We start from the raw sequence: 22464 nt of genomic DNA, 5'->3' as shown, positions 1-22464 counted from the left end.
GGACCCGGCCCGCCCTCGCTGCCACACTGCCTGTCAGCGGCAGGCGGCGGTGTCGTAACCTCGCCCGCGCGGGCCGTGCACGGCCGAACGGATCGCTTGGTCAGGTCGAGGAAGGGTTGCCCGATGGCGCACGACAAGGGCCTGGACAACGTCGCGGTGCACTGGCCGCGGACGGGCCAGTACTACGACCCGGTGGCTCCCGCCGAGTTCGTCGACTTCGGCGCGATCGCCGACGCCCCGGAGATCGCCGCGCCCACCGGCGCGCTCGCGCTGCACATCGCCAAGACCGGCACGGTACGCGCGACCGCCTACACCGAGCTGGTCGACCTGCTGCTGGGCCTGGAGGGCGTGCTCTACGCCACCGACGCGGCCGCCGAGGACGAGGACCCGGTGATCGACCCGGACGGCTGCGCCTGGATCGCCGGCGGCCTGGAGCGTTTCGTCGAGGGTCACGAGCAGTTCGGCGACCTGGTCACCTTCGACACGGTGGCCGCGGTGATGCGCACCGCGATCGCCGGCGGCCGCCTGCCCGAGCAGCAGCTGCGCTGGCTCGACCACCGGCTCGCCGCGCTGCGCGACGACGCCGGCAACGCCCCGCACTGGAGTTTCGCCCGCACCGAGCTGGCCATCCTGGCCGGCTTCTACCGCCGCTGCGCCGAGCGGGGCTTCGCCGTCTTCGCCGATTACTGACCCGCGTCCGCCCCGGCCGGCACCCGGCGGCGCGGCTCGGCGAGCAGTTCGGGCTGGCGGGAGAGCCACCACAGCTCGCCGGCGATCACCAGCAGGAGCACGCCGGCGCCGGTGGCCAGGATCAGCGGCCAGCGCATCGGGCTGCGGGCGGCCGGCTGGTCACCACTGCGGAAACCGGTCTTGACCAGTTGGGTCCCCTGGCACAGATCGGTGCGGCCGGCCTGGGCGAACACCTGGTGACGCGCGCTCGGGACGAACCGGGCCCCGCACGACGGCGGCTCGGTCCCGGTGGCCCGCACCGAGCGGACCACGCCGACGAGAGCCTGATCCGTGCCGCCCCGCCCGCCGGACACCTCGCACGAGCACGCCCAGGCCGGCGTCGTCACGGCCGGCACCGCGGCCAGCACGAGGAGTAGCAGCACGAACAGCCGTCGTATCCCCATATCTGTTAGGACGCCGCCGACTCGTATCCGGTTTCATGCCGGCGGAAAACTTCCTGCGGAAATCCTCCATGCGCCGGAGGAGACCAACGCGTCCCGGGGCACTGTCAGCCGTAGGTGTCGCGCGGGCCCCGGCCCTGGACACGGCGCGGCCCGCGGCTCCACGAGGGCGCCGCCGGGCCGTGGATGTTGAGCCGGGTGACCACGTTGTGGCCCACCTCGCCGGCGATCTGCTGGAGCAGCTTGCCGGTCAGCATGCGCAGCTGGGTGGCCCAGGCGGTGGACTCCGCCTCCACGGTCAGCACCCCGGCGTCCAGCCGGACCGGCCGGCTGTGCGCGGCGATGTCCGGCCCGACCACTTTCTCCCAGGAGCCGAAGACGGTGGCCTCGGCGCGCGGCCGCTCCCACCCGCGGGTCTTCATCAGGCGCTGCAGCACCGCGCCGAACAGTTGCGGGTCCCGTGGATCCGGCCCGGGCCCGGAGTATCCGCGCAGCCGCCGCTCACCGCCGCCGCCGGTCCGCTTGCGCGGCTGCCGGGCGGCCTCCCGCCGCCGCGCCAGGGCCGCGTCGAGCACCGCCCGCGCCAGCTCCGGCCCGGCCTTCCCGGCTTCGGCGCCGGCATCCCCGGCGCCGGCCGGCCCGGCGCCGGCACTCGCCGCGGGTCCGCCGTCCGCTTCGCTCGGCATCACGCCACCCCCTGTGGACAACCACGGTCCCGGCCGTCGGCCGACAGCTCGTCAACAAGCGCAGCAGCCCCAGAGGAACCGCATGCCCCGGACCGACCCACCATCGCATCCGGCAACGCGCTCTCCGGACCGCTGAGAGCTGCGGAACGGCTAGTGGATCGCCGCTGGAAGCCTACGCCCGCCGCGTCCGGCACCGCATTCACCGCGAAGACGGCCAGTTCTCCACAAACCGCCCACCGACTTTTCCACAGGCTGTTCACCACCGGCTCAGGAGCCACGGGTCACCGTCCCGGTGGTCACGTCGAACCGCACCCCGCGCAACGCGGCCGGCACGTCCTCGGGCACCGCGCAGGTCACCAGCAACTGGGCGGCGTCGGACACCAGCGCGGCCAGCCGGTCCCGCCGGCCGGCGTCCAGCTCGGCGAAGACGTCGTCCAGCACCAGCACCGGCTCGATCCCGTCGGAGCGCAGCAGGTCGTACGCCGCCAGTCGCAGGGCCAGGGCGAACGACCAGGACTCACCGTGGCTGGCATAACCCTTCGCGGGCAGCTCGCCGAGCGACAGCAGCAGGTCGTCGCGGTGCGGGCCGACCAGCGTGGTGCCGCGCTCCACCTCGGCCGTCCGGCGCTCCTGCATCTTGGCGAGCAGGGCCGCCTCCAGGACGGCGCGGTCGGTGGTCAGGTCGTCGCCGAGACGGGACGCGTAGGCGATCGAGGCCGCCGACTTGCCGGCCGCCACCGCGTCGTACGCCTTGGTCAGGTGCGGGCCGAGCGCCGCGGCCAGCTCCAGGCGACCGGCCAGCAGCTCCGCTCCGAACTGCGCGAGGTGGTGGTCCCACACGGTCAGGGTCGAGAGGTCCTGGCCACGCGAGCCACCCACCTTGCGGGTCAGGTACGCCGTACGCAAAAGGGCGTTTCGTTGTTTGACCACCCGGTCGTAGTCGGCTCGGACACCCGCGTAACGGGGCTGCCGGGCGACCAGCAGGTCGTCCAGGTAGCGGCGGCGCTCGGACGGGTCGCCGCGAACCAGCTCCAGGTCCTCCGGGGCGAACAGCACCATCCGCAGGGCGCCGAGCACCTCGCGCGGGCGGCGGACCGGCGACCGGTTCAACCGGGCCCGGTTCGCCTTGCCCGGCACGATCTCCAGCTCGACCAGCAGCTCACGTCCCTCGTGGACGATCGCGCAGCGGATCACCGCGGAGGTGGCGCCGAACCGGACGAGCGGGGCGTCGGTGGCCACCCGGTGACTGTCCAGAGTGGCCACGTACCCGAGCGCCTCGATCAGGTTCGTCTTGCCCATGCCGTTCTGCCCGACCAGCACGGACACGCCGGGGTCGAGATCGACGGCAACCCGCTCGTAGGAACGGAAGTCGACGAGCTCGACCCGGCGTACGTGCATGGGTCAGCGCTTGACGGCGTGGCCGCCGAACTGGTTGCGCAGCGCCGCGACGGCCTTCATGGCCGGCGAGTCGTCCTGCCGGGACGCGAACCGGGCGAACAGCGACGCCGAGATGACGTGGGCCGGCACGGCGAGACGAACCGCCTCGTCGACCGTCCAGCGACCCTCACCGGTGTCGTCCGCGTAGCCCTTGATGCCGGCCAGTTTCGGGTCCTCGTCGAGGGCCCGGTCCAGCAGGTCGAGCAGCCACGACTTGACGACGCTGCCCTCCCGCCAGCTCTTGATGATCGCCGGCACGTTGTCCACGTGCTCGGACGCCTCGAGGATCTCGAACCCCTCGGCGTACGCGTGCATCAGGCCGTACTCGATGCCGTTGTGCACCATCTTGGCGTAGTGCCCGGCGCCCGGGCCGCCGGCGTGCGCGAACCCGAACTCGCCGGCCGGCTTGAGCGCCTCGAAGATCGGCATGCAGTGCGCGACCGTCTCCTTGTCACCGCCGACCATCAGCGCGTAGCCGTTGGTCTTGCCCCAGACGCCGCCGGAGACACCGACGTCCATGTACTTGATGCCCTTCTCGGCGAGCCGGGCGGCCCGCGGGGCGTCGTCGGTGAACTTCGAGTTGCCGCCGTCGATGATGATGTCGCCGGGGGACAGCACCTCGGCGAGCGCGTCGATGGTGTCCTCAGTGATCTTGCCGGACGGCACCATGGTCCAGACCACGCGCGGCGCGGCCAGCTTCTCAGCCAGGTCCGCCAGGCTGGTGGCGTCGCTTACATCCAGGTTCTGGTCGAATCCGACGACTTCGTGCCCGGCAGCACGAAGTCGTTCCCGCATGTTGCCACCCATCCGGCCGAGACCGATCAGGCCGAGTTGCATGGTCTTCCCCCTAGAAGTGCGAATGTTCCTCGCTCAGTATCAGCGCGTTACCCGGATCGGCATGATCAGATAGCGGTATCCCGGGATGATTTCGCCGGATTCACCAGCGGGGGAGATCACAGCGGGCTTGAACGCGTCCACGAACGAGAACACCGCGGTGGGTGCGCCCAGGTTCTGCAGGCCGTCGATCAGGTACTGCGGGTTGAAGCCGATGGTCAGCGCCTCGCCGGTGAACTGGGCCTCCATCGCCTCGCTGGCCCGCGCCTCCTCGGTGGTGCCGGCCTCCACGACCAGGCCGTCCTCGCTGAAGCTGAGCAGCACGGGGGTGGTGCGCTCGGCCACCAGGGCGACCCGTCGGACCACCTCGACCAGGGCGGAGACGGCGATCCGGGCCTCGGCGTTGTGCGCGGTTGGGAAGAGCGAGCGGACCGGCGGGTAGTTCGCCCCGTCGAGCAGGCGGCTGGTGGTGCGCCGGGTGCCGCCGGCGAAACCGATCATGCCCTCGCCGGCGTTGCCCTGGGCCAGGGCCAGGGTCACCGAACCGCCGAGCGGGCCGAGCGCCTTCGCGGTGTCGTTCAGCGTTTTCGCCGGGACCAGCGCGTTCAGGCTGATCTCCGGGTCGTCCGGGCTCCACTCGATCTCGCGCATGGCCAACCGGTAGCGGTCGGTGGCGAGCATCGCCATGGTGGTGCCGTTCAGCTCGATCCGGACACCGGTCATCATCGGCAGCGTCTCGTCCCGGCCGGCCGCGATGGCCACCTGGGAGACCGCTGAGGCGAACGTAGCGGCGTCGACGGTGCCGGCGCTGGTCGGCATGTCCGGGAGGGTCGGATAGTCCTCCACAGGCATCGTGGGGAGGGTGAAACGCGCGCTGCCGCAGACCAGCTCGAGGTGCGCGCCGACGGCGGCGATGTCGACCGGCTTGCCGGGCAGCGCCTTGGTGATCTCGGCGAGCAGCCGGCCGGAGACCAGCGCGGCGCCGTCCGCGTCCGCCTGCACCTCGACCGAGACCTGGCTGGAGACCTCGTAGTCGAACCCGGAGACCTGCAGGCGCCCGTCGGTGACTCGCAGCAGGACACCGGCCAGCACCGGCACTGACGGCCGGCTGGGCAGGCTCTTGGCTGTCCAGGCCACGGCGTCGGCGAGCGCGTCTCGCTCCACCCGGAACTTCATGCTGTCCTCCGCGATGCTTCCTCTACGGGGTGTCGACCCCACTGAAACTCTATGGCGCTGACGGTGTTCACGTGTGCCCGGCCCCGGGGCGCGACCGCACGGGCCGGCTTCCGAGGGTGCTGCTGCCGCTGACTTCCCGCGCCTGGTGGCGGATCCGTCCTGTCGCAGCGAACCCGCCTCGGCGGCCGAAGGCGAACCGCATCGCCGGAACGAGGCGGATCCGGCCACCGGAGAGGGACCCCATCGCCGGAACGAGGGAAGCCCGGCCCGCGGTGCGATCGGCGGCCGTGGTGAAGCGGATCGAGACACAGCTTCCCGGTATTCAGGCGTAACCGGTAGACGCGACTTCGACAACCTCGGGTCCGGTCGGCGACAGGTTCCCGATCTTTCGGTACGACCTCCGCGCACCGGCCGACCCACAGCCTTCCCGCTCTCCCGCTCTCCCGCTCTCCCGCTCTCCCGCTCTCCCGCTCTCAGCACTCAGCCCTCAGCACTCAGCACTCAGCCCTCAGCACTCAGCCCTCAGCACTCAGCACTCAGCACTCAGCCCCTGGGGAGCGTCGCAGACCGGTCGGTGGGTTTGCCGGGGTGTCACGCTGGGGATCTCGCTTCGAGGCGACAGCGGTCCGGCTCCTTGCTTCTGGTGCCGCTCTGACCCGGCCCTCAGCGAGCCCGGAAGCCGAGCATCCACACCTTCCACAACGCTGATGATTGTTTTTGAGTCCTATTAGAGAAATAACTAGTCGTCTTCATAGGGCCTGTGCATTCTGTGGAGAACCCGCGTTTTGCCTGGTGAGAGGGTTATCCACCGGTGATTCACATGTGGGAAACCGGGGTACAAACCCGGGTCTGCGTCCACAGCGAAGAAGTTCACGGCGGTTATCCACCGTTGTCCCCAGGCTATCCACCGGTAATCCACTGGGTTTGTCCCCCGACCTGTGGACAGCGGAGCGAGGCCGGCGTCTGGTTGTCCCCAGAACCTTCAACAGGTAATCCACACTCCTCCACAGGCTGTTGACTAACGGATCACCCTCCCGTGTTTGTCCACATCGATATCCCCAGGACTTCTCCACATCTGTGGCTAACGGCGGGAGCGTTGTCCACTGTCTGGGGAGGACGCCTGTGGACGCCTGTGGATTAGTGTGGAAAACGTTGGCACGAAACGGACCCGTTCTGCCGTTGACAACTTCGTGTTTTGCGCCCTCGAAAGTTGACATCGAACAATGGCAATATCCCCAGGTCAGTGCAGAAATTGGGGATGGTGCTGTGGAAAACCGGGGTGAAAGCAGTGGATAACCCGTGTATATCGCGTGTTGTCCCAGGTCAATGCCGTTGTCAGGTGCCTGTGGGTAACTCCGCGTTGGTGCTCTAACGGGCGATGCCGGCCCGTTGGCCCTGGTGATCGTCGCGAGCCGTCGGCGGCTTCCGGATCGGCAGGCTGCGCGAGGCTGTGGGCGGGAGCGCGGGCGGCCCGGGCGAGAGCGTGGGATGGCGCGGGCGCCGGGCGGGACCGTGGCGTAGAGGGGATCGCAGCGGGACCCGGCGTAGAGGGGATCGCAGCGGGGCGTTGGACCACGGGGAGCGGGGCGGCGCTGGGCGGGGCCGGAGCAGGCGGGAGTGGGGATTCGCCCGTGAGCCGGAGGCGGTCTGGGGCCCGCCGGGCCTGGGGGCGGCTCGACGGGACGGTCGCTTGCGGTTGGGTCGGGCTGAGGGCGTACCGAAATCAGGTGTTCTGTTGTTTGATCCGGTTGGTCAGCTCGGCGATCTGGTTGTAGAGCGAGCGGCGCTCGGCCATGTGCTGGCGGATCTTGCGGTCGGCGTGCATGACCGTGGTGTGGTCGCGGCCGCCGAAGGCCTGTCCGATCCGGGGTAGGGAGAGGTCGGTCAGCTCGCGGCACAGGTACATCGCGACCTGGCGGGCGTTGACCAGCACCCGGCTGCGGGAGTGTCCGCGCAGGTCCTCCAGCGAGACGCCGAAGTAGTCCGCGGTGGAGACCATGATCTGGTCGGCGGTGATCTCCGGGCCGGCGCCGTCCGGCATGAAGTCGCGGAGCACCTCCTCGGCCAGCGACAGCTGCACCGGGGAGCGGGTGAGGCTGGCGAACGCGGTCACCCGGATGAGGGCGCCCTCGAGCTCGCGGATCGAGTTGGAGACCCGGGACGCGATGAACTCCAGCACGTCGTCGGGGGCGTACATCCGCTCCTGAGCGGCCTTCTTCTGCAGGATCGCGATGCGCGTCTCGAGGTCCGGCGGCTGGATGTCGGCGAGCAGGCCCCACTCGAAGCGGGTCCGCATCCGGTCCTCCAACGTGGCCAGCTGGCGCGGTGAGCGGTCCGAGCTGATCACGATCTGCTTGTTCGCGTTGTGCAGCGTGTTGAAGGTGTGGAAGAACTCCTCCTGCGTCCGCTCCCGGTTCTCCAGGAACTGGATGTCGTCGATCAGCAGGATGTCGACGTCCCGGTACCGGCGCTGGAACGCCTGCGTCTTGTCGTCGCGCAGGCTGTTGATGAAGTCGTTGGTGAACTCCTCGGTCGAGACGTAACGCACCGACCGGGCGTGGCCCAGGGTGGTGGCGTAGTGACCGATGGCGTGCAGGAGGTGGGTTTTCCCCAGCCCGGAGCTGCCGTAGATGAACAGCGGGTTGTACGCCTTCGCCGGTGACTCGGCGACCGCGACCGACGCGGCGTGCGCGAAGCGGTTGGACGAGCCGATGACGAACGTCTCGAACATGTACTTCGGGTTGAGCCGGTTCCCGTCGTTGCCGCCGGGGCGCGGCGAGGCGCCCGGGCCGCGCAGGTCGACCTGCGGCCGGCCGGGGCCGTTGTCGCCGGCGCGGTTGGGCATCGGGTCGTCGCGGCGGTCAATCGGGTGACGCTGGTTGTTCTGCGGCGGCATCGGGGCTGCCTCGTGGGGCAGCTCGTTCTTCTCCGGGGCGCGTGGCGGCGCCGACCGGTTGACCGGCGGCGCGGGAGGCATCGCCGGCATCGGGTCGGCGAAGAGCGCCTCCTGGCCGTCGTTGCGGACATAGGGCACGGCCGGCGGCGACGAGTGCTGCGCGGACCCGGTCGGGTACGGCTCCGGGGCGTGCTCCGGCGGCCCGAACGCCGGCTGCTGATACTGCTGTTCAGCCGGATATCCGGGCAGCTCGGGCTGGAAATTCCTGGGGTCGGCCGGGCGCGGCGGGTCGGCGTAGTGCATCGGCTGCGGCTCCGGGCGGGGTGCCGGCTCCGGCTCGACCGGGGTGCCGTAAACCGTGCCGGGCATGCCGGTGCCGTCCTCCGGCGGGCGGACCGTGACGGCCACCTGGATCGGACGGTTCAGCCGGCGGGTGAGGGCTTCGGTGATCGCCGGGCGCAGCCGCAGCTCGATCACGTCCCGGGTGTACGCGTCCGGAACCGACAGCAGAGCGGTGTCCTCGACGATCGCCCGCAAGCGGGTGAACCGGAGATAGGCACGCTGCTGCCGGGAAGCGATCTCCTCGGACAATTCGCTGAGCGTGTCCTGCCACAGCTTGCCCAGGTCGACCTGATCGGCCACCGCCGCGCCACCCCCATCGCCACCGACCCCCGGTGGACCTTGTGTCCGGCCTTCCGCTGTGCCTGTCGGCGCCCGTGCAGGCGCACCGATCGGCTCCCCAACCCCAGCACAGTTAACGCGCTGAACACGCACGGCGCCACCGGCTATCCACAGGTTATCCACAACCCGTGGCGGTGCCGATGGCGCTCCCGGCCGGATGGTCGGCAGATTCACCGGAGCCTGTAGCGGCGCGGGCTTGAAACAGGCTCACCGTGGCGAACGATCCACCTGCTTGTCCGGTTTTGGCCGCCGCCACGCGGTATGCGAACGACCGGGTAAGACCAGCAACCGGGCACGCTAACAGCGCCGAGTGGCCAACTACAACCGCCGTCCGGCCCATCCCAGGCGGGTGCGCTGGTCGCGGGTCGGGGAAACGCCGGTGCCGGGCGTGCCGGAACAGGATATGGTTGACCGCTGCAACCGCCCTGCGTAGGGTTGAGCGGTTGCTCCGCCGCGCTCTGATAAAGTGGCGTCTTGCAGCGGATGCCCCCTGACGTAGTTGAAGACGGAGTTCTGACGTGAGCAAGCGCACCTACCAGCCGAACAACCGCCGGCGCGCCAAGACCCACGGCTTCCGGCTGCGCATGCGCACCCGTGCCGGCCGCGCCATCCTTTCTGCCCGCCGTGGCAAGGGCCGCGACAAGCTGTCGGCCTGAGTCGGCGGTTAGTCGGGCCGGAATGCCCAGGTAGTCGTGCTGGCCGCGACGCAGCGACTGCGGCGTAGCGCGGACTTCGCCGCAGCGATCCGCGGTGGCCGTCGGGCCGGCCGCGGGACCCTGGTCGTCCACCTGCTTATCGAGGAGCCGGCGCACGCCACCACGGCGCGCGCCGGCTTCGTCGTATCCAAAGCCGTGGGCAACGCGGTGGTCCGCAACAAGGTCCGGCGCCGGCTGCGCCATCTGGTCCGGCCGCTGCTCACCGACCTTCCGCCGGGATCTTCGCTGGTGGTGCGCGCTCTGCCGCCGGCCGCCCAGGCCGGGTTCGCCGATCTCGCGGCCGATCTGGAGGGCGCGCTGGCGTCCGCCCGCCGGCCCCGGAGACCGCGATGAGCCCGGCTGCCCGGCTCCTGACCGCGGCCGTCGTCGCGTACCGTCGATACTTGAGTCCGGTGCTGCCGGCCCGCTGTCGGTTCTACCCCTCATGCAGTGCGTACGCCCAGGAGGCACTGGCGCGGCACGGTGCGGTGCGGGGGACGGGCCTGGCGATCTGGCGGCTCCTGCGTTGTCATCCCTTCCACCCTGGCGGGTTCGACCCGGTGCCTGACCCAAGCCGTCACCGTCCTGCCGATGTGACTGGAGCTTAGATTGAGTCTCGACTGGATCTACTACGCCATTTCGTGGATCCTCCTTCGCTGGCATGCCCTGTGGGACGCGATCGGCGTGCCGGACGACCGCGTGCTCGGTACGAACTGGGCCTGGGTCCTCTCGATCTTCTTCCTGGTGGTGACGCTGCGCGTCATCCTGTTCCCGGTCTTCGTCAAGCAGATCAAGAGCCAGCGGGCGATGCAGGCGCTGCAGCCCAAGGTGAAGGCACTGCAGGAGAAGCACAAGGGTGACCGGGAGACGCTCCAGAAGGAAATGATGGAGCTGTACCGGACCGAGAAGGCGAACCCGCTGATGGGCTGCCTTCCGATGCTCCTGCAGATCCCGGTCTTCCTCGGCCTCTTCCACGTGCTGCGCCACCTGAACCCGGCGCTGCCCGAGCGGCTGAAGACGATCTACGGCTGGTCGCTCGAGCAGTTCAACAGCGCGTCGGCGGCGCACCTGTTCAACGCACCGATCAGCGCCAAGTTCGGGTCGACCGACGCCGAGCTGGCCGCGCTCGGGGCGAACGGCACCACGGTCAAGGTGCTGGCCGCGGTCCTCATCCTGCTGATGATGACCACCACCTTCTTGACCAGCCGGCAGATGATCCTGAAGACCGGCTGGGCCGAGGACCCGCAGCAGAAGATGATCCAGCGGCTGATGCTCTACGGCATCCCGTTCTCGCTGCTGATCTCCGGCTCCCTGTTCCCGATCGGTGTGGTCATCTACTGGGTGACGAACAACCTGTTCACCCTGGCCCAGCAGCAGTGGGTGCTGCGCAAGTTCCCGCCGCCGCAGATGGCCGGCAAGGGTGGTTCCGGCGCCCGCCCGGCGAACGCGACCGCCAGCGACCTGAAGTCGAAGAACCCGGTGCAGCCGGGCCGCAGCGGTGGCCTGTTCAGCCGGAAGAAGGACGCCGAGGAGCCGGCCGTCCCGGTCGTCGACACCAAGGCGCTCGCGCCGAAGCCCGGCGCCAAACCGGTGAATCCGAAGAAGGGCGCCCGGCCAGCGAACAAACCCAAGGGATGATCGCGGCGCGGGGCCCGGCTGACCGGGTCCCGCGCGCTCCCCTTGCTACCGACCTCCCCGCGACACGTCCCCATGGCGGCGGCGCGGGAAACAGCGGACCGATCTCGGTCCGGCCCGAGTGACAACGGAGATGAGACCGTGACCGACACCAGTACTCCCCCCGCTTCTACTCCTCCTGCTTCCGACTCGTCCGCTCCGGAAACGGACGCGGCCGCGTCGGCTGCGGCGCCGGCGTCCCCGGCGTCCCCGGCGGACGAGAGCTCGGCGGAGACGAAGAAGTCGGAGAGCGTCGCGTCGGACAGCGACCTGTTCCGGCAGAGCGAGATCGCCGCGGACTACGTCGAGGGGCTGCTGGACATCCTCGACTACGACGGCGACATCGACGAGCTGGTCTCCGCCGGCCGTCCGATGGTCGAGGTGGTCGGCGGCCGGCTGCAGCCGCTGGTCGGCCAGCGCGGCGCCACGCTGGAGGCGCTGCAGGAGCTGACCCGCCTGGCCATCTTCCGGGCCACCGGTTCGCCGAGCCGGCTGCTGCTCGACATCGGTGGCTACCGCGCGGCCCGGCGCAAGGAGCTGGCCGCGGTCGCCCGCAACGCCGTGGAGAAGGTCAAGGAGCACGGCGAGGTGGTCCGCCTGGAGCCGATGTCGGCCTTCGAGCGCAAGTGCGTGCACGACGTGGTCAACGCGATCGCGGGCGTGCTGAGCGAGTCCGAGGGCGTCGAGCCGAACCGGCGCATCGTGGTTCGCGTGGCGGAGTGACATGACGGACCCACGCTTCGGCGCGGGTGACCTCGGCCCGGGCGTTGCGACGCCCGGGCCGTCGTCTTTCCCCGCCCCTTCCTCCTACGCGGACCGTCCCGGCCTGGCGCAGAACGCGCCGTCCTCGTCGGCCGAGGCGTCCCGGGACGTCTCCGCGGTCGACGTGCTGCGGCCACCGGCCGAGATCGCGGATGTCGCGGCCCGGGTGTTCGGTGACCGGTTGGCGCTGGCCGGGGAGTTCGCACAGCTGCTGGCGACCGAGGGTGTGCTGCGCGGGCTGGTCGGTCCACGGGAGACGCCGCGGATCTGGGAACGCCACCTGGTGAACTGTGCGGTTATGGCCGAGTTATTCCCTATCGGCGCTTCGGTGGTTGACGTGGGCTCTGGTGCCGGTTTGCCCGGTATCGTGCTCGCAGTGGCTCGTCCGGATCTTGGCATCACCCTGGTCGAGCCGCTGGCCCGGCGTACCGCCTTCCTTACCGAGGTGGTCGACGAGCTCGGGTTGGACCGGGTCACGGTCCTGCGCGGGCGGGCCGAGGAGGTGCTCGGCCAGGTCGGTGAGGCCGACGTGGTCACCGCGCGGGCGGTGGCGGCGCTGGACAAGCTGGCCGGGTGGTGCCTGCCGCTGGCTCGGGTCGGGGGCAGGTTGCTGGCGCTCAAGGGGGCGTCGGCGGAGGAGGAGATCGAGGAGAACCGGATTGCGGTGGAGCGGCTCGGCGGCGGGGTGCCGGAGATCCGGCTCTGCGGGGCGGGGCTGATCGATCCTCCGGCGACGGTTGTCGAGATCGTGAAAGAGCGGGACGTTCTGGTCGGCCGGGCTCGGGCGGCGGGTTCGGGTGGTCGTCGGGCCGGGGGCGCCACGGGCGCCGGTCGGGCGGCGGGTTCGGGTGGCGCTGGGCGGTCTGCGGGTTCCGGTGGCGGCCGCGGCGGGCGGGGGAACAGACGGAGGGGTTAGATGGGCAGGCGGGGTGCGAGGAAGCGGCATGCGCGCAAGGCGCGCCCCGAGCCATCAACACCATTGGAGGTACGCCCGGAGCCGGCTGTGGATCGCCCGGTGGACGAGGAACCGCGGCGGGACGGGGTGGCGAGCCTGGATGTCGCCGCGGTCGACGAATCAAGTGCTACCGCGGTTCCGAGTCGTGAGGGCCCAGCGGCCCTCCCGTCGGCCGTATCGCCGGGACCCTCAGGGCACCCAGGGATCTCGTCCCCAGTGCCGTCAGAAGCCGGATCAGTGCCTTCTGTGGTGGGGGCGCTTGGGTCCTCGGGTGTGGCGCTGCGACGGGTCGCGGCCGATGAAGCGCCTGTTTCACGGGAAACGTCGACGGATGCGTTCCGGCGGGCGAGCGGTGATCGTACGGAAGGGGGTGTCTCGGACGCGGAGCTTGAGGGAGCGGACGGTCCGGACGCCGGCGAGGTTGGCGGGTATGGCGGAACCTTGCGACTTGTGTCGGGCGTGATGGTTTTTGTCGGGACGACCGAGGATGCGGACGAGACGTTGCGCTCGACTCATCCTGTGTACGGAGATGGCAACGCTCGCCCTGCGGCCGTAGGCTGGCCAGGCGTCGATAGTGTGGACCGGATCTCTCCCGCCGGGACGCGCGATCAACCGGCCGACCCATTCCTAGCCAACAGGGATAAAGCGGTGCATGAGTACGGTGTTTCACGTGAAACCGAGTCGCCTCTCGACCGGTCGTCGGGAGTGAACGCGGGCGGACCGCACCCCGGTGAGCAGGGCGTTCCTCAGCCCCGCCCAGGCGGGTACAGCCCGTCGGCCTCCTACGGCTACGGCGCGCCCGCGCCACATCAACCGGACGACTTCCGTGGACCCGCGCCGGCACCTCGGTCCGGTCCCCCTGCGGTCGGGCAAGTGTCCGCCACGCCGATTTCGGCGGCGCCCGCCGCTACTGTCCCCGTATCTGGTGCATCTGTTCAGCCCGACGAGCATGTTTCACGTGAAACGCCGAGCGTGGATGAGGACGATCCGCCCCTGGCCATGGAAGCGTTGCGAGCTGTGCAGATCCTCAACCCGAGCGGCGAGATCATCATGCCGCGCCCGGACCACCCACGGGTGATTTGCGTCGCCAATCAGAAGGGCGGCGTCGGGAAGACGACCACCACGGTGAACCTGGCGGTGGCGCTCGCGCTGCATGGCAACCGGGTGCTGGTGGTCGACCTGGACCCGCAGGGGAATGCGTCCACCGGCCTCAACGTGCCGCACCACGCCGGTGTGCCGGACGTCTACGACTGCCTGATCGACAACGTGCCGCTGGCTGAGGTGGCCCAGGGCGTCGAGGGCATCCCCAATCTCTACTGCGTCCCGGCGACGATCGACCTGGCCGGCGCCGAGATCGAGCTGGTGTCGGTGGTGGCTCGCGAGTCCCGCCTGCAGCGCGCGATCAACGCGCACCCGGAGAAGTTCGACTACGTCTTCATCGACTGCCCGCCGTCGCTCGGCCTGCTGACGGTCAACGCGCTCTGCGCGGCGCAGGAGGTCCTCATCCCGATCCAGTGCGAGTACTACGCGCTGGAGGGGCTGAATCAGCTGATCAACAACATCAACCTGGTGCGCCAGCACCTGAACCCGACGCTGGACGTCTCCACCATCCTGCTGACCATGTACGACCGGCGGACCCGCCTGGCCGACGCCGTGGAGCAGGACGTGCGGAATCACTTCGGAGCCAAGGTTCTGAACGCGGTGATTCCCCGGAACGTGCGGGTGTCGGAGGCTCCGAGCTACGGCCAGTCGGTGATGACCTACGATCCGGGATCAAGGGGCGCAACCAGCTACTTCGAGGCTGCTCTGGAGATCGCGGTGCGCGGGGTCAACACAGGAGGAACGGAATGAAGAACCGTCCGCGGGGTGGCTTGGGCCGTGGCCTGGGCGCGTTGATCCCCACGGCGCCGGCTCCCGGTCCGTCCTCCCCCGACAACGGCGTCGACGTGGCACCGGTGTCGGCCGCTCCGGCAACCGCGGTAGCCGTGTCGCCGGACGGGCTGCCCTCGACGGCTACCGCGCTGGCGCCGCCGCCGGTTCCGGAGCCGGTGCTGGCGCCGCAGGAAGACCTTGCGCCGGTGCCCGGGGCACGGTTCGCCGAGCTGCCCGTGTCGTCGATCGAGCCGAACGCCAAGCAGCCGCGTCACGTCTTCGACGAAGAGGCGCTGGAAGAGCTCAAGACCTCGATCCAGGAGATCGGCTTCCTGCAGCCGATCGTGGTCCGGGAGCTCGGTGACGGCCGCTATGAGCTGGTCATGGGTGAGCGCCGGTGGCGGGCGGCCCAGGCGGTCGGCAAGGAGACCATTCCGGCGATCGTCCGGGACACGCCGGATGACGCCATGCTGCGGGACGCGCTGCTGGAGAACATCCACCGGGCGAACCTGAACCCGCTGGAAGAGGCGGCTGCGTACTCGCAGCTGCTGGAGGAGTTCGGGGTTTCGCACGAGGAGCTGGCTCGGCGGATCGGGCGGAGCCGGCCGCAGATCTCGAACACGATCCGGCTGATGAACCTGCCGGCGCAGGTGCAGCGGCGGGTCGCGGCCGGGGTGCTGTCGGCCGGGCATGCTCGGGCGCTGCTCGGGTTGAGCAACAGTGAGGCCCAGGAGCAGCTCGCTGAGCGGATCGTGAAGGAAGGGCTCTCGGTCCGGTCGACCGAGGAGATCGTTCAGCTGGCGCAGCATGACGCGCCGGCGAAGAAGGCGGCGCCGGCTCGACGGGCGAAGGTGCACGCGCCGGCTCTGAACGATCTGGCTGATCGGTTGTCGGATCGGTTCGACACCCGGGTGAAGGTCGACATCGGGCGGAACAAGGGCAAGATCACGATCGAGTTCGCTACCGTTGATGATCTTGAGCGGATAGTGGGCATGATTGGGATTGAGGAAGAAGGGGCTCGGGCTGAGGCGGAGGAGTGAGGGTTCCTCCTCCGGTTGGTCCTGGAGCGTTTTTGGTTTCGAGTTTGGGGTGGAAGGCACGCGGATGATCGCGTGCCTTCTTCGTTTTTCGGTTCTGTCAGAGCCATTCTCCTGGGATTTCTCTTTCGCCAGCGGATCAAGTTGGCGACGTTTCTGACGCCCGATATGGGTGCTTTGAGCGGTCGGCAGCTTGAGGCTCGTTGAACAACCTTGTTAGGCCCGACATAACGGTGTAGGGCTGGGCAGATCTCAACCGGCGTAGGACTGCGGATCTCCAGCGGTGTAAGTCGGTGCTGTCCATCGAGTGGTTGACAGCCGGTCTCCATGGCTTGGTCGTCCCGCTGCGGCCGCCTCCGCAGCGAGGATGAATGCATCGCCGCCACCGAGGAGCGGTTAGCCAGAGGAGATTCGAAGATGCGACTCGACCCCGGTATGACCGCCATGGTCCGCTCGATGGCCGCAGACCTCGGCTTGCCGGTTCTCACCTATTACGGTCTGCACGCCCTGGGCGCCGGCGACACCGCGGCCCTGCTGGCCGGCACCGTGGCCGCCGGCGTCCGCCTGATCTGGGTCGCCGTCCGGAGCCGGTCGCTGAGCCACTTCTCGATCGTGATGGGCGCCGTCTTCGGAGTGGGGCTGCTCTTCACTCTGCTAACCGGCGATCCGCGCTTCCTGCTGATCAAGCACTCGGCGATGTCCGCGGTGATCGGCACCCTGTTCGTGGTCACCGCCTGGCGCGGCGCCAAGCCTTTGACTCTGTCGGCCCAGCAGAGCTTCATGCCGGCCAAGGCCACCGAGCTGGCCACTGAATATGCCACCAACCCCGAGCTGCGCCACGGCCATCGAGTTGCCTCCATGGTCTGGGGCGCCGGCCTGCTGACCGAAGCCGTCCTCCGAGTGGCCTTGGTCTACCTACTCCCGATCCACGTAATGGTCGGCCTCTCCACCCTCCTGACCGTCCTGACCTTTACCCTCTTGATCGCCTGGAATGCCCGCTACATCGCCCTCCACAAGCAGTCCCCCGCCGCAGCTCTGGCCTGACCCGCCCGTTGAACGTGCCGTCTTCTCCAGCTTCGCCGGGTGCCTCTCCCGCTGGCCGCCGTTCCGTAGCCGTCACGATCGCTCCGCCTCTCCAGTTGCCCGTCATCCGGCACCTCTCCTCTCAGCGGTCCGCACCTCTCCTTTTAGCGATCCGCACCTCTCCACTCAGCGTTCCGCGCCTCTCCTCTCAGCGTTCCGGGCCTCTCCTCTCAGCGTTCCGCACTTCGACCGATCAGAGGCAACCGCCCGGTTCGCCCGGTCATCTCGGTCTCGGCTTAGCGCCCAGCGGGTTCACCTACAACGCACCGCCTTTTTGATCCGATCGAATGTGACCATCCGGGGCTCTCCCTTGAGTCACCCCGCTCCCGGCCTCGCGCCAGCGCATTTGCCGTCAGCGCACCGCCCGCTCGACCTGCTCGAAGGCGACCAACCGGTTCTTCGCTCGGTCATTGTGTTGCAGGCCTAGTGTCCGACGCGTCCGGCTCCAGAGGACCGTCGCCTCGAATTGCCCGAAGCGACGGCCTACCGCGCTTGGTCACTGCGGGCCGGCCTAACCATCGGGCCTTCGTCTCGAGCCGTCGACCTCCCTAACCTGGTTCCAGCTCCCTACCGGCCGCGCCTGGTTCGCCACCACCCTTCAGCCACCCGTGGGCGGCTCGCTAATTGAAGCCTTGGCCGCCGGACCACGGAAGACTCGCCACTTCTGACCTTCCCGCCGGACCGCAGAAGGCGCGGCATTTCTGACCCCCGCCGGACCGGGGAAGGCCCGCCATTTCTGACCTTTCCGCCGGATGCGGGAGGTCGCTATCTGGCTTTACCGCTGGCTCGGAAAGGCGCGGCCCAACCGGGTGCGATCACCGCCCGCGCAACCAACTGCTTAGGGCTGAAGCCGTTGCGCAAGCCCTCGGAACCATGGCCGGGACTGCCCGCCGCTTGCTGCTGATTAGCGGCCACGTCTTAGAGCCCGCTGCCCGTGCCGGGCTCGCCACCGCGTTGCTGGTTCGTTTGAGCATGGGTCGGACCGATACTTGGCCCTGGCCTTCCCTCTGGGTGCCCTCCTTCGAGGCGATCGTTATTCCAGCCGTGTCAGTAGCGCCCGACTCTCTTGCGCGATCGGGAGAGCAAAGTGGGCAGGTCGCGTTTCACGTGAAACGGGTCCACCCACAGGGCGCCAAGGCAAGCCATGAGTGCGCCCGTGGCGGGACGGACAACGTTGAGGCGCGTCCGCCGCTCGGGCCCATGTGCTCAGCGTCCGTCGCTCGGTCTCACCCGCGCCTTGTCGACTCCGCCTGCCGCACACTTCCTGCGGGGTCTCCGCTAGCGCCCTCTCGACCGTGGCTGGCTGCGTTCCTTGAACCGGCAAGCGAGTGCCGACGGTTCCGTGCCGGAGCCGACCTCGGAGCTTTCTAAGCCGCTTGTGCTTCGGCACCCCTCTGCAGTTCGCCGCCGCCTGCTTTCGGTAGGCGTTAGCCCGTTGCACGCGGATCATGGCTAGTCATCTACGGCTGCCGGCCAGGTGTAAAGGTCCAGGGCGCACAGCCTAAGATTCGCGGCCCGCGGCGTATCGCTGTGACTCAAGGTCTGCAGCTATCTCGTACCGCCTGCGGTTCGCGGCCTAGGGTTCGCGGCCCGCGCGATCGGCGGTCTGTGGCCACGGCCCGCCGCCTGCGGTTCGCGGCCTAGGGTTCGCGGCCCGCGCGATCGGCGGTCTGTGGCCACGGCCCGCCGCCTGCGTCGTCGGGAAGGCCTAGAGCCCTGTTGCTGTCCGGCGTAGGTCATCCGTTTGTCTATCTGGCTTCAGCGGGTTTGCCGCAGCGGAACATGCGACACACCCCGTTTCACGTGAAACATGGCGGCGCCTGCCCGAACAGCTACTGGAGGGAAGAACACGGACGATTCAGAACCGGGTCAGTGTGCCAAGACGGACCGGTTCCGAAGCAGGGCTAGCAAATGCCCCAGATACGAGAGCTTGGAGGCACGTCCGAGGCCGGAGCTGTTCCGGCGGATAAAGCTCGGCCCATGGCTGCCGGCTGACGGCCGCCAGTCGCTGCTGTCAGCCACCGACGGCCGACTGCCGACGGAATCTCGAAAGAAGTAGCCGGGTTCAAGGGCAACGCGTGGAAGCAAGCGGCCACGGCTGCGGACCGGCTGGCGGAGAGAAGCCAGGCCTCTCCGACTCCGTGGGTCCTCTGGTGGTGTGGATCCGTGGGTCTTCGGCTGGTGCGGACCTCGGATGGGAGTCGCGAGCTGGAGTGGCCAGGGTGGTGAGGGTCTACGACGCCGGAGCCGCAGGCGGTAGTGGTGTGCGATCGGCGCGGCGCTCCAGCGGTGTAGGTCTGCGGGTTGTGCGGGCCGTTTGAGCGGTGGAGGTCTGCGAGCGGCGCGGCCGGGGCGGTGGAGGCGCGCGGGTACCCGATGCAAGTGCACTGGCATGGCGCGGCGCGGCCCAGCGTGGCGGGCGCGGTCCGGTGCGGTGTGCCGGTCTGGCCCCGCGCGGTGTGGCTCGTCCCGGCTCGCGTGGTGTGCGCAGCGCGGTTCCGCCCGGCCCGGTCCGGTCCGACCCGGTGTGCGGCGCGGCGCGGTGCGGCGCGGATGGGCGTGGCTGGCGTGGCGCGGGGTGGGGATACGGCGCGGCCGGGGCGGTGCAGGCGCGCGGGTACCCGATGCAAGTCCACTGGCATGGCGCGGCGCGGCCCAGCGTGGCGGACGCGGTGCGGTGTGCCGGTCTGGCCCCGCGCGGTGTGACTCGTCCCGGTCAGCGTGGTGTGCGCAGCGCGGTTTCGCCTGGCCCGGTCCGGTCCGACCCGGTGTGCGGCGCGGATGGGCGTGGCCGGCGTGGCGCGGGGTAGGCGTGGCGCGGGGTGGGCGCGGACAGGCCCGGCGTGGTGGGGGCACGGCGCGGCATGCTGTGGTGCGGCGCGGTGTGGTGGAGCGGCGTAGGCGTCAGCGGTCGGGGGTGGAGTAAGCGGGTAGGTCGCCCCGGATTGGCTGCAGCTTTGTTTTGCACTTCGTGCTTCCGGTCGACATTGGTGATGACGGGACCCTTCGGCGCGGGACGGGCTGGGGGGCTCGCGAAGGTCTCCCTGCAGCCAGAGGCTGGCCCGTTGTGGTTTGTAGCGCGGCGGCCGGTGGACTGGACGAGGCGTTGGCGAGGGCGCTTCTTGCGGGCGGCTTGTAGTGAGGAAAGCGGGCTGTGGGACATGGGTCGGCGCCGTTATCCACAGGCTGTGGATTGTGGTGGGGCTGCTGGGGTGTGGGCCGTTTCACGTGAAACGACGCCGATGGGCTTTGGGTCGTCCACTGCACTATCCACAGGGCGCGCAAGCCTTCTACGTCGTGTTTCACGTGAAACGGGTGGGCCTGTGGATAACTTCTGTGGATAACTTGGGGATGGGTGTGTGGAGGGTCGCATGTTCACTTTCGTCGACGTGTTGAGACTGCCGGGCCGAGGAGTGGCCGGCTCCACCGACACGCTCCCGCCAAGGTAAGACGGCCCCTGCGAACTGGCGGCTAACCCGAGCCGAGAGGGGGCGCGGTAGCCGGGTGGGCCGACACGAGTCGGGTCGGCACAACGACCTGGCCGGGTCATCATCCGACCTGTGTCACGTCCACGGCAGTTACGAGTTCGGCGCACCAGGAAGACGGCTTGTATAGCCAGCAGCCAGCAGCCAGCAGCCGACGGCAGCGGTCAGCGGGCTGGGTCGCAGGAACCGGGCCGGGCGCGCGAGCCGGAAGGGGTTAGCGAGCCGGATCGAGCGCAAGCTGCGATCGGTCCATGGGCCGACCGGGCGCTCAAGACGGCAAGGGTTCGTGCGCGCGACCGGGGACCCCAGCCGGGAAGGGTTCGTGACCCGGACCGAGCGGTGAGCAGGGAGGGGTCTGTGCACGGGGCTGGGCGCCCGAGGCGGGAAGGGTTCGTGACCCGGACGGAGCGGCGAGCAGGGAGGGGTCTGTGCGCCCGGCTGGGCACCCGAGGCGGGAAGGGTTCGGACCGGGACCGAGCGGTGAGTAGGAAGGTGGTCTCTGCACCGGGCCAGGCACCGGAGTCGGGAAGGATTCGTGACCCGGACCGAGCAGTGAGCGGGGAAGGGCCAGTGTGCCGAGCCGGGAGGGATTCGTGACCCGGACCGAGCAGTGAGCAGGGGTGAGTCAGTGCGCCGGACCGGGCACCTGAACCGGAGGGGCTTGTGAGCCGGATTGAGCGGCGGTGGGAAAAGGGTTCATGAGCGGGCTTGGGCACGCGAGCCTGCATGGGGCCGTCAGGACGGCCGGCGCACGAAAGGCTGCTGGGCGAACTAGCCGAGATCTGGGCCCGGAGTTAACGCCTTTCCCCGTGGGAGACCAGGGTGGGGTGAGCTCCTTGCCGCGTGGGAGACCAGGGTGGGGGTGAGCTTCTCGCCGCGTGGGGACCAGGGCGGGTGAGCTCCTTGCCGCGTGGGGACTAGCGCGGGTGAGGTCCTTGTCGGTGTGGAGCCTGCCGACAGCAATGGGCGCTCGCATGACGGTGAGTGCGAAGCTGTCCCAGCGCTTTGGCCCCGCGCCTGGTGAGGTTGCGGGTGACATCGCTGCGGGAAACGGCCGCGCGGAGGGGGCCGCTCGGGCCTGAGGGCGAGGCGTTGGCCGGCTCCCCCGATCGTGCGAAATTGACCCGGGACAGGCTGTTGTGGGCTGGGCTAAGGTCACGTCGTGTCTGAGAACACCGGCCCGCTGCCGGACTTCACTCGCTGGCCGTCGTTCCCGTTCGAGGGCGACATGCGAGTCAAGAAGCTTGCTCCGCCGGTGGAGGTGGAGCCGCCGCGGAGCGGTGAGGACGGGTCAGACTGTGTGGCTTGCGGGACGCCCGACGACGCGTACATCTGGGTGTCGGAGCGGTGGCGCGTCCGCGCCATGGACCGGCCCACCGGGCTCCCGATGGTGCTGATCCTGGAGTGCCGGTCGCACCTCGACCTCGGCGATCTGCCGAACCTTCTCGCGGCCGAACTCGGCGTGATGACGGTCCGGCTGGAGCGCGCGATCCGGTCTCTCGACGGCGTCGCCCGCGTGCACGTCAATCGGTGGGGCGACGGTTCGGCGCACCTGCACATGTGGTTCCTCGCGAGGCCCTACGGCCGGTTGCAGCTGCGCGGAACTTTCCTGTCGCTCTGGGACGACATCCTGCCGGTCATCCCCGAGCACCAGTGGCGGGAGAATCTGGCCCTCGTCGCCGCGTGGCTCGCTGACTTCGGCGGCAAGGCCAACGCCGAGCCCGCCCACATCGCGTGGGAGTCGCCGGCCACCCTCACCGTCCCGACCACGAGCACCGACGACGATCGCGAGGACGGCCGTCGTCCAGCGACGCTTGGCGACGTCCAGGCCGCGGCGCCGACGACAGATTCTTGGGTACGCCATAGCGACTCCCCAGCCGCCGGCAGCCAGCCCGGCACCACCGCGGCCCACCACACGGGCAACGTGCCCGGCACGGCGGCGCCGAACGGAACCGGCCTCCCGATCCCGCACCAGCCCACCGCGTCGGCGACGCCCAGCCTCTCCAGCGTGATCGGCGACATCGAGGAAGTCGACCACACTCCCTGAGTGCAGCCCCGCCC

The 22464-nt window shown here is 69.5% G+C and carries 17 protein-coding genes; 11 read left to right on the top strand and 6 right to left on the bottom strand.

The features are described from left to right. Nucleotides 1–123: 123 nt before the first annotated feature. Complete coding sequence (locus BJY16_RS07975) at nt 124–690, top strand: hypothetical protein (RefSeq protein WP_185038449.1); 567 nt, start codon at nt 124–126, stop codon at nt 688–690. On the opposite strand, the gene BJY16_RS07970 is transcribed toward BJY16_RS07975, so the two are convergent. From BJY16_RS07970 to dnaA, 6 genes are all read right to left on the bottom strand, one after another. After that, complete coding sequence (locus tag BJY16_RS07970) at nt 684–1112, bottom strand: hypothetical protein (RefSeq protein WP_185038448.1); 429 nt, start codon at nt 1110–1112, stop codon at nt 684–686. The two genes, BJY16_RS07975 and BJY16_RS07970, sit on opposite strands and share 7 nt — an antisense overlap. Nucleotides 1113–1237: 125 nt before the next feature. Next, the gene (locus BJY16_RS07965) at nt 1238–1816 is read right to left on the bottom strand and encodes a DciA family protein (protein ID WP_185038447.1); all 579 of its coding nucleotides are present in this window, start codon (nt 1814–1816) and stop codon (nt 1238–1240) included. 267 nt (nt 1817–2083) lie between these two features. Continuing rightward, nucleotides 2084–3214, bottom strand: a complete 1131-nt coding sequence (recF, locus tag BJY16_RS07960; RefSeq protein ID WP_185038446.1) for a DNA replication/repair protein RecF — start codon at nt 3212–3214, stop codon at nt 2084–2086. A gap of 3 nt (nt 3215–3217) precedes the next feature. Next, entirely contained in the window at nt 3218–4090 is an 873-nt protein-coding gene (gene gnd / locus BJY16_RS07955; protein ID WP_185038445.1) for a phosphogluconate dehydrogenase (NAD(+)-dependent, decarboxylating), read from the bottom strand. Nucleotides 4091–4129: 39 nt separating this feature from the next. Continuing rightward, on the bottom strand, nt 4130–5263 hold the full coding sequence (gene dnaN / locus BJY16_RS07950; protein WP_185038444.1) for a DNA polymerase III subunit beta: 1134 nt from the start codon (nt 5261–5263) through the stop codon (nt 4130–4132). Between the two features lie 1723 nt (nt 5264–6986). Next, nucleotides 6987–8801: a chromosomal replication initiator protein DnaA gene (gene dnaA / locus BJY16_RS07945; RefSeq protein WP_185038443.1), complete on the bottom strand. Its 1815-nt coding sequence runs from the start codon at nt 8799–8801 to the stop codon at nt 6987–6989. 557 nt (nt 8802–9358) lie between these two features. Between dnaA and rpmH the strand changes: the two genes are divergently transcribed. The 10 genes from rpmH to BJY16_RS07895 all read left to right on the top strand — a co-directional run bounded on the left by rpmH (nt 9359) and on the right by BJY16_RS07895 (nt 22450). Next, nucleotides 9359–9496, top strand: a complete 138-nt coding sequence (gene rpmH, locus BJY16_RS07940; RefSeq protein ID WP_014695313.1) for a 50S ribosomal protein L34 — start codon at nt 9359–9361, stop codon at nt 9494–9496. A 36-nt stretch (nt 9497–9532) separates the two neighbouring features. Continuing rightward, nucleotides 9533–9889: a ribonuclease P protein component gene (gene rnpA / locus BJY16_RS07935; protein ID WP_185038442.1), complete on the top strand. Its 357-nt coding sequence runs from the start codon at nt 9533–9535 to the stop codon at nt 9887–9889. Further along, on the top strand, nt 9886–10143 hold the full coding sequence (gene yidD / locus BJY16_RS07930; protein WP_185038441.1) for a membrane protein insertion efficiency factor YidD: 258 nt from the start codon (nt 9886–9888) through the stop codon (nt 10141–10143). The genes rnpA and yidD overlap by 4 nt, the downstream gene beginning before the upstream one ends. 1 nt (nt 10144) lies before the next feature. Beyond that, nucleotides 10145–11173, top strand: a complete 1029-nt coding sequence (yidC, locus tag BJY16_RS07925; RefSeq protein WP_185038440.1) for a membrane protein insertase YidC — start codon at nt 10145–10147, stop codon at nt 11171–11173. 138 nt (nt 11174–11311) lie between these two features. Next, complete coding sequence (locus BJY16_RS07920) at nt 11312–11932, top strand: Jag family protein (RefSeq protein WP_373873453.1); 621 nt, start codon at nt 11312–11314, stop codon at nt 11930–11932. Between the two features lies 1 nt (nt 11933). Then, nucleotides 11934–12887 carry a 16S rRNA (guanine(527)-N(7))-methyltransferase RsmG gene (rsmG, locus tag BJY16_RS07915; protein ID WP_185038438.1) on the top strand — a complete coding sequence of 318 codons (954 nt, stop codon included), beginning with the start codon at nt 11934–11936 and terminating at the stop codon, nt 12885–12887. A gap of 744 nt (nt 12888–13631) precedes the next feature. Further along, nucleotides 13632–14777 carry a ParA family protein gene (locus tag BJY16_RS07910; protein ID WP_373873456.1) on the top strand — a complete coding sequence of 382 codons (1146 nt, stop codon included), beginning with the start codon at nt 13632–13634 and terminating at the stop codon, nt 14775–14777. Next, the gene (locus BJY16_RS07905; RefSeq protein ID WP_185038437.1) at nt 14774–15838 is read left to right on the top strand and encodes a ParB/RepB/Spo0J family partition protein; all 1065 of its coding nucleotides are present in this window, start codon (nt 14774–14776) and stop codon (nt 15836–15838) included. Before BJY16_RS07910 ends, BJY16_RS07905 begins: the two co-directional genes overlap by 4 nt. A 414-nt stretch (nt 15839–16252) precedes the next feature. After that, nucleotides 16253–16879: a VC0807 family protein gene (locus BJY16_RS07900; RefSeq protein WP_185038436.1), complete on the top strand. Its 627-nt coding sequence runs from the start codon at nt 16253–16255 to the stop codon at nt 16877–16879. Between the two features lie 4707 nt (nt 16880–21586). Beyond that, nucleotides 21587–22450 carry a hypothetical protein gene (locus tag BJY16_RS07895; RefSeq protein ID WP_239177497.1) on the top strand — a complete coding sequence of 288 codons (864 nt, stop codon included), beginning with the start codon at nt 21587–21589 and terminating at the stop codon, nt 22448–22450. Nucleotides 22451–22464 lie beyond the last annotated feature (14 nt).

Origin of the sequence: Actinoplanes octamycinicus, assembly GCF_014205225.1 — a bacterium.
GTDB classification, from domain to species: Bacteria; Actinomycetota; Actinomycetes; order Mycobacteriales; family Micromonosporaceae; genus Actinoplanes; species Actinoplanes octamycinicus.
Note: the sequence above shows the minus strand (reverse complement) of the source record. Positions and strands in the feature narration are given on the sequence as shown.